We start from the raw sequence: 3239 nt of genomic DNA, 5'->3' as shown, positions 1-3239 counted from the left end.
GCCGACGGCCGCGGCGGCGGTGAGCACCGGTGCCGCGGCGAGGGTCAGCAGGATGCCGAGCAGCGCGAGGTCGGCGGCGTCACGGGCGACGTCCCGCCAGTCCCGCCGCCCGCCGGTGTCGACCGGTTCAGCCCTTGATGCCACTGGTGTTGATCCCCTCGACGAGCATCCGCTGGAAGGCGACGAAGAACAGGAAGACCGGCAGCAGCGACAGCACCGACATGGCGAACATCGGCCCGACCGCGCTCTGGCTGGTCGAGTCGATGAACAGGGTCAGCGCGACCGGCACGGTGTAGTCCTCCAGTTGGGACAGGAAGACCAACTGGCGGAAGAAGTCGTTCCAGGTCCAGATGAACGAGAAGATCGCTGTGGTGACCAGCGCGGGACGGCTCAGCGGCAGGATGATGTGCCGGAAGATGCCGTACGGGCCGGCGCCGTCGATCCGGGCCGCCTCGTCCAACTCGCGCGGGACGCCGCGCATGAACTGCACCATGAGGAAGACGAAGAACGCCTCGGTGGCCAGGAACTGCGGGATGAGCAGTGGCAGGTACGGCCAGTCGCCGCCGACCAGCCCGAGCGTCCGGAACAGGATGTACTGCGGCACGATCAGCACGTGCTGGGGCAGCAGCAGCGTGCCGATCATGACGGCGAACCACATGCCGCGCAGCCGGAACCGCAGCCGGGCGAACGCGTACGCGGCCAGCAGGCAGGAGAGCCCGTTGCCAACGACGGTGAGCAGGCTGACCATCGCGCTGTTGAGAAAGAACCGGCCGAAGCTGACGTCGAAGTTGGACCACCCGGCGGTGTAGTTGCCCGGGGTGAAGCGCTCGGGCAGCAGCCCGACGTTGTTGACGATCTCCTCCTGGGACTTCACCGACGTGCCCACCATCCAGATCAGCGGGTAGAGCACCACGACGACGATCACCACCAGGATCAGCAGCCGCAGCAGGGACCGGCCGCCCGGCCGTCGACGCGCGTTCGGCGGCGCTGTGGTCGACGCCGCGGCCGCCGGGTTCACCGCCACCATCACCGGTCCTCCCCGTCGGAGTAGTGCACCCAGAACCGTCCGGTGCTGAAGAAGATCGCGGTGATGACCGCGATGGCGAGCAGGAACACCCAGGCCATCGCCGAGGCGTAGCCCATGTTGAGGTCGGTGAAGCCGGTGATGTAGAGGTTCAGCGTGTACATGAGGGTGGAGTCGACCGGGCCGCCGGTGCCGTTGCTGAGCACGAACGCGGCCGTGAAGCCCTGGAAGCCGTTGATCGTCTCCAGCACCAGGTTGAAGAAGATGACCGGGGAGAGCATCGGCAGCGTGACGTTGCGGAACTGGCGGAACCTGCCGGCGCCGTCGACCGAGGCGGCCTCGTACAGCTCGGTGGGCACCTGCTTGAGCCCGGCCAGGAAGATCACCATCGGCGCCCCGAACTGCCAGATGGCGAGCACCATCAGCGTCTCCAGCGCCCAGTCGGGGTCGTTGACCCACGGTCTGCCGGTGATGCCGACGAGGCTCAGCAGCGAGTTGAACGCCCCGTCGCGGTTGAACATGTTGACCCAGACGATGGCCAGCGCGACGCTGCCGCCGAGCAGCGACGGCAGGTAGAACAGCCCGCGGAACAGCCCGACGCCGCGCCAGGCACGGTTGAGCAGCAACGCCACGCCGAGCGCGGCGGCCAGCTTCAGCGGCACCGCGACCAGCGCGAACGTCAGGGTGACCCGCACCGCGTGCCAGTACGACGGGTCGGCGGTGAACATCCGTTCGTAGTTGGCCAACCCCACCCACCGCACCTCGGAGAAGGGGGTGAGGATGTCGTAGTTGGTGAAGCTCAGGTAGAGCGACAGCAGCATGGGGACCGCCGTGACACCCATCAGGCCGATGAGCCACGGCGACAGGAAGACGTACCCCGCCAGACCTTCGCTGTGCCGGATGCTGCCGGGCCCACGCCTCTCGGCGTGAGCCCGGCCGGATCCGGGGCCGCGTCGGGTCGGGTCGGGCGCCGTGGTCAATGCCACGAACAGCTCCTCTCCTCGCCTCGTGCGGCGGTCAGGCGATGGCGGACTTGCACGCCTCGACGAACTGGGCGGCGGCCTGCGCGGACGTGGCCCGGCCGTACTGCACGTTCTCGGCGGCCTTGACCAGCTCGGACTTGACCTTGCTGTGTCCCTTGATCGGCACCTGCGGGGACTGGCCGAACTTCTGCGCCAGCTCGGTCTCGACCGCGATGGACTGCTTCATCGCCGGGTCGGTGGTGTCGTCGCTGACCACCCGACGCAGGTCCAGGTTGGACGGCAGGCCGCGGTCGGTGCCGAGCAGCTTGACCGCCTCCTGGTCGTTGTTCAGGAAGTTGATCACGTCGACCGCGACGTCCTTGTTCTTGCTGCCCTTGAAGACCGACCAGTACATGGAGGCCCGGGCCCACTGCGCGCTGGGGTCACCGGGATAGGCGACGACCCCCAGCTCGTCCTTGGTGTTCTTCTTCAGGTCGGGCATCTGGTTGGCCCAGACCCAACTGGTGCCGGCCTTGCCGGTGACCACCAGTTGCTTGGTGACGTCGCTGGAGTTGCCCTCGTGGATGACGTCGGGGGTCGGGGTGGCCTTGCGGTCGCGGGCGCCCTTCCACAGGTCGAACCACGCGGTCACGTCCTCGGCCGTGAAGCCCAGCTCGTTGCCCTTGTAGAGGTCCTTGCCCTGCTGGCGCAGCCAGATCCAGTACGCCTTGTAGTCGGCGCTCGGGTCCTGTGTGCCGGGCACCTTGGTCTTGGCGGTGACCTGCTCGGCCCAGGCGATGTGCTGCTCCCAGGTCATCCCGGTGGTGGGCTCGGGCAGGTTGTGCTTGGTCAGCAGCGTCTTGTTGTAGACCAGGCCCTGGGTGTTCTCCCCGGCGGCCACCCCGGCGAGCTTGCCATCGACCACGCCGTACTCCAGCAGGCTCTTGGGGAACTTGGTGACGTCGAGCTTGCCGGAGTCCTGGTAGCTCTTCAGGTCGAGGGTGGTGCTGCGGGCCGCGTACTCGGCGAGGTAGTTGTCGTCGATCTGGAACAGGTCCGGCGGGTTGCCGCCGGCGGTGAGCGTGGCGAGCTTGTCGAAGTAGCCCTGGTTGGCCTGCCAGGTCTTCTCGAAGGTCACGTTCGGGTGCTTCTTTGTGTAGAGGGCCAGGGCGTCCTCGGTCAGCTTGGCGCGGGCGTCGCCGCCCCACCAGAAGATCGAAAGCTTGACCGGGGCGTTCGGGTCGGCGGCGCCG

Annotated in this window: 3 protein-coding genes; all 3 read right to left on the bottom strand. The window is 67.7% G+C overall.

Going from position 1 to position 3239, the window contains the following annotated elements; genetic code table 11:
- Nucleotides 1–127 precede the first annotated feature (127 nt).
- Entirely contained in the window at nt 128–1027 is a 900-nt protein-coding gene (locus AB0J68_RS29830) for a carbohydrate ABC transporter permease (RefSeq protein WP_355065322.1), read from the bottom strand.
- Nucleotides 1027–2010 carry a sugar ABC transporter permease gene (locus AB0J68_RS29825; protein ID WP_363941924.1) on the bottom strand — a complete coding sequence of 328 codons (984 nt, stop codon included), beginning with the start codon at nt 2008–2010 and terminating at the stop codon, nt 1027–1029. The genes AB0J68_RS29830 and AB0J68_RS29825 overlap by 1 nt, the downstream gene beginning before the upstream one ends.
- A 31-nt stretch (nt 2011–2041) precedes the next feature.
- Nucleotides 2042–3239: extracellular solute-binding protein (locus AB0J68_RS29820; RefSeq protein ID WP_363941922.1), on the bottom strand; the 1198-nt coding region annotated here is incomplete at its 5' end.

Source organism: Micromonospora sp. NPDC049580 (genome assembly GCF_040675595.1).
Lineage (GTDB): Bacteria > Actinomycetota > Actinomycetes > Mycobacteriales > Micromonosporaceae > Micromonospora.
This window is presented reverse-complemented; position numbering and strand designations above follow the sequence as displayed.

Coding starts and splice junctions, on each gene's coding strand:
- AB0J68_RS29830 (WP_355065322.1), bottom strand. CDS start 1,027: ATGGTGGCGGTGAACCCGGCGGCCGCGGCGTCGACCACAGCGCCGCCG.